At 42.0% G+C, this 610-nt stretch carries 1 protein-coding gene; it reads left to right on the top strand.

Annotated elements, in window-relative coordinates:
* Window positions 1-223 precede the first annotated feature (223 nt).
* A complete protein-coding gene (locus JKG61_RS22795) occupies window positions 224-574 on the top strand; it encodes a hypothetical protein (protein WP_202105312.1) in 351 nt (116 codons plus the stop codon).
* Window positions 575-610: the final 36 nt, after the last annotated feature.

Below are 610 nucleotides of genomic sequence, written 5' to 3' on the forward strand. Positions count from 1 at the left end.
AAGCAAACCTCCATAAACTAAAATTATTAGCCGTACGTTAACCGTTTATATCCGTGTATAAACGGATATAAACGGTTAACATTGGCATCGTGGTGCAGTATTTAAAGACTTAAAATTGATGGTTGGACCTAGAGTAGACTTGAGTTGCTGCTATCTCCCGATAAATTTGATATCTTAGTACAATACTACGGTGTAAGCTATATATTATTAACCTATTATTCGGATGGCGACATTAAATGGAATCATACGTTCCTATCAGGCCAGTGCAAGACGTGCTGAAAGGGACCGGCAGCGCAAAGCCCGGGAGATGGCAAGATTATTCAGAGAGCAGCAAAAGCAGCAGGACTTTGACGATGCGACAGAAGCGGTACATAATTGGACGACGTATACGCAGATGCTGAAAGCACTTCATAGGGAGGCCAGTGATCCGATAGACTGGAACGCTATACGGAAAACTCCAAAACCTGTGCAACCTGAATACTCGACACTAAGGAAGCTATCGCTCAAAAGCTATTGGATAACTTCAAACCAACTGTCATTGATAAAATGCTGGGAAAGGTGGCAGGAAAAGTAAAGGTATTGGAAAATCTAGTCGCTGAATCGAGATCTA

It is taken from the genome of Sphingobacterium faecale, assembly GCF_016746095.1.
GTDB lineage: Bacteria > Bacteroidota > Bacteroidia > Sphingobacteriales > Sphingobacteriaceae > Sphingobacterium > Sphingobacterium faecale.

Bases quoted from the DNA above. Each gene is read 5' to 3' on its own strand.
- JKG61_RS22795 (WP_202105312.1), top strand. From the start codon at position 224: ATGGCGACATTAAATGGAATCATACGTTCCTATCAGGCCAGTGCAAGA.